General features: G+C 66.4%; 3 protein-coding genes. All 3 read right to left on the bottom strand.

The window, feature by feature from the left end; all coding sequences use genetic code 11:
- Positions 1–211: 211 nt before the first annotated feature.
- The 3 genes from M4D77_RS23630 to M4D77_RS23620 are packed head-to-tail and all read right to left on the bottom strand — an operon-like array spanning position 212 to position 3,084.
- Positions 212–1,237, bottom strand: coding sequence for an NAD(P)-dependent alcohol dehydrogenase (locus M4D77_RS23630; RefSeq protein WP_078113341.1), 1,026 nt, complete (start codon positions 1,235–1,237; stop codon positions 212–214).
- A gap of 3 nt (positions 1,238–1,240) precedes the next feature.
- A complete protein-coding gene (locus tag M4D77_RS23625) occupies positions 1,241–2,041 on the bottom strand; it encodes an iron-sulfur cluster assembly protein (protein ID WP_078113342.1) in 801 nt (266 codons plus the stop codon).
- Positions 2,038–3,084, bottom strand: a complete 1,047-nt coding sequence (locus M4D77_RS23620; RefSeq protein WP_078113343.1) for an amidohydrolase family protein — start codon at positions 3,082–3,084, stop codon at positions 2,038–2,040. The genes M4D77_RS23625 and M4D77_RS23620 overlap by 4 nt, the downstream gene beginning before the upstream one ends.
- Between the last annotated feature and the right edge of the window lie 114 nt (positions 3,085–3,198).

Raw genomic sequence — 3,198 nt, 5'->3', positions numbered from 1 at the left:
CTCGCAAGCTCGCTCCTCAGGGAGCAGGGGGGTCGCCGTCCTTACTCCCTGAGGAGCGCAAGCGGGCTGCCTTCTCTGCTCCCTGAGGTGCGAGGAGCGCAAGCGGGCTGCCTTCTCTGCTCCCTGAGGTGCGAGGAGCGCAAGCGGGCTGCCTTCTCTGCTCCCTGAGGTGCGAGGAGCGCAAGCGACGAGCCTCGAAGGGTCGGCGACGTCAGGGCACGAGGATCGCCCGCCCGCGGACCCGGCCGGCGTCGAGGTCGTCGAGCGCCTGCTGGAAGTCGTCGAGGGCGTAGGTGCTGGTGTGCAGCTTCACCTTTCCCCGCGCGGCGAGGTCCATCAGTTCCCCGAGGTCGTTGTACGACCCGACGAGGTTGCCGATGTAGTTGATCTCCGTGGAGATCACGTCGATGGTCGGCACGTTGATGTTCTCCCCGTATCCGACGACGAAGAAGCTGCCCGCGCGCCGCAGCATCGCGGTACCCTCGGCGGTGGCCCCGCCCTCGCCGACGAAGTCGAGCACTGCCTCGGCGCCGTGCCCACCGGTCAGCTCGAGAACCTTCTCGACATGTGAACCGTCGGCGACGATCCCGATGTCGGCCCCGATCTGCTGGGCGAGTTCGACGGCGTCCGGATTACGGTCCACCACGATGAGCCGGACCGCCGAGATGGCCGCGAGAACCTGAATCCCGATGTGCCCCAGTCCTCCGGCGCCGATCACCACGCAGGTGTCCCCGGGACGCGTCATGCGCGCGACCTTGGCGGCGGCGTGATACGCGGTGAGTCCCGCGTCGGCGAGTGCGGCGACGTCGGCGGGTTCCAGGGAATCGTCGATCCGCACGACGCTGCGGGCGGTGGTTTTCAGGAATTCGGCATATCCGCCGTTGGTGTCGATGCCCGGGAACTGGCTGTTCTCGCAGTGGACGTCGTCGCCGAACCGGCACGCCCGGCAGAGACCGCAAGTGATGAGCGGATGCAGGATCACCTTGTCGCCGACGGCCACGTTCGTGACCGCGTCCCCGACCGCGTCGACCCAACCCGCGTTCTCGTGGCCGATCGTGTACGGCAGCGCCACACCGGATTTCTCCTCCCACTGGCCCTCGAGGATGTGCAGGTCGGTGCGGCACACGCCGGCGCCCCCGATCTTCACGATGACGTCGAAGGGACCGGTCACCTCCGGTGCGGGAATCTCGTTGAGTTGCAACTTGTCGTGGTAACCCACGACCTGGACTGCGCGCATGGTCTACTCCTGTTCCGTTCGGGTGATGGCGTCGCGGGTGGTCCGGAGGTCGGTGATGACGGGTCCGCTCCGGCCGTCGCAGGCCGTGTCGTCGGCGTAACGGGTGGCGAGCAGGCCGCGGCAGAAGTGGCTGTTCCCCTCCATCGAGATGCGCACCGAGCGCGCGAAGCGCAGGCGCATCGGCACCTGTTCGGCCGGCAACGGGCGGCCCTCCTCGTCGACGACGACGAGGCTGTTGGGGCACACGCTGAGCCCCAACTCCATCCGCCGTCGTAGCAGCGCCGACTTGCGGTGGCCGCGCGGAAGATCCCGCAGGGCGAGGCGGTCGACCTCGGACACGAGCACGCGTCCGGCGGTGAGCTCGGCCGCGACGCAGCGCTCCATCGCGGCGGTGTGTGCTTTGCGCCGGAACGTGAGTCGGAGCTCGTCGAGGCTCTCGAGTGCCTCCACCCCGAACGTGCTCTTGTAGCCCGCGTGCGCGTCGAGTCCGGTGTTGATCTTGTCGCTGTCGTGATGATCGTCGAGCAACACGCGGACCTGACCGATCCCGTCGATGTCCTCGAGCGCATCGAGGGCGTCCGAACCCATGAGGTAGGCGAAGTTCGGCGAACAGAACGAGGTGGGAAGTCGCAGATGGACCGTCACCCCGGCGTCCTCGAGGAGGATCGACCGGACGAAGGCGAGATCGGTGATCGGCTCGTCGAGTTCGGGATCGAGGACCGTGTCCAGCGCAGCGAGTACGTCGCGCTCGAGGCGGCTCGCCCGGTCGACGCCGAGTGCCGGCCGATCGTCCAGGGCGGTCATGCGTTCACCGCGTCCTTCGCCCCGGCCGCCACCTCGGCATCCGGATCGGCTGCGCTGGTCGGCAACCGCAGCTCCTCGGGCACCTCGATGTGCGGGTACAGCGCGGCCGCGTTCAGACCGAGGATCTTCTTCTTCTGCTCGACCGTGATCGGTGCGTACTCGGTCATGTCCTCGGGGATCTGGAAGTCGACGAACTTCTCGACCAGCCACTGCGGGGTCCACAGCGCGTAGTCGCTGGCGAAGAGGATCTTGTCCTCGCCGATCCAGTACAGGAGCTCGCCGATGATCTGCGCGAAGTATCGCGGCCGCGTGTGGATGAACGGGATCGCCACGGCCAGACCGCCGAACACGTTGGACTCCTGGGTTGCGATCCAGCAGAAATCCTCGAGCCGGGGCAGGCCCACGTGCTCGATGACGAAGTTCAGGTCGAGGTAGTCGGTGGCCACCTTGTCGACATCGGCGACGTCGAAAGCGTCACGGTCCAGCGGCCGGATGGTGGGGCCCTTGTGAATGTGGACGTTCTTGATGCCGAGTTTGATGCACTCCTCGAGATAGCGCCGCGACCAGGCGTCGTCGAGCTTGTATCCGCGTGAGTCGCCGAACCATTCGGCCGTGTAGAGCTTGACGCCCTTGAGGTTCATCGTCTCGGCGTCGCGCCGCAGCTGCTCGAGACCGGCCTCGCCGTGGCGGGGATCGTAGGCGTGGTTGTAGGTCAGCAGGCCGGGATTGTCCTCGCACAGCTTGAGCGAGTCGTCGACCTGGGCGAAACCGTTGACGTAGAAGTCCTTCAGGATGGTGGCCTGGAAGATGGCATGGTCGGCCGGCCCCTCCTCGAAGAGGTCTCGCATCAGGCGGTCCGGGCCGTAATAGGTGTAGGTGTCGTAGTCCCACACCTTGTCCTCGGGGCTGAGGTTGCGGTGATAGTCGTAGAAGCAATCGATGAACTGCTTGCCGTGGATGTTCTTCTGATTGGACTCGCGTCCGTCCCAGAGGTGGACGTGGGCGTCGACGATGAAGTACTTGTCGCCGTTCTTCTCGTACATCGTGTGCTCCTGACGATCGTGGGCTGTGGTCTCGGCGGGCGGGGCCGGGTTGTCTCGGATGTGATGGGCGGGGAGGTGTTCTCGGTGGTGGGCGGGGTGGTGCGGGGTTGGTGT

It is taken from the genome of Gordonia sp. p3-SID1431, from assembly GCF_025143765.1.
GTDB lineage: Bacteria > Actinomycetota > Actinomycetes > Mycobacteriales > Mycobacteriaceae > Gordonia > Gordonia hongkongensis.
Note: the sequence above shows the minus strand (reverse complement) of the source record. Positions and strands in the feature narration are given on the sequence as shown.

Coding starts and splice junctions, on each gene's coding strand:
- M4D77_RS23630 (WP_078113341.1), bottom strand. CDS start 1,237: ATGCGCGCAGTCCAGGTCGTGGGTTACCACGACAAGTTGCAACTCAAC.
- M4D77_RS23625 (WP_078113342.1), bottom strand. CDS start 2,041: ATGACCGCCCTGGACGATCGGCCGGCACTCGGCGTCGACCGGGCGAGC.
- M4D77_RS23620 (WP_078113343.1), bottom strand. CDS start 3,084: ATGTACGAGAAGAACGGCGACAAGTACTTCATCGTCGACGCCCACGTC.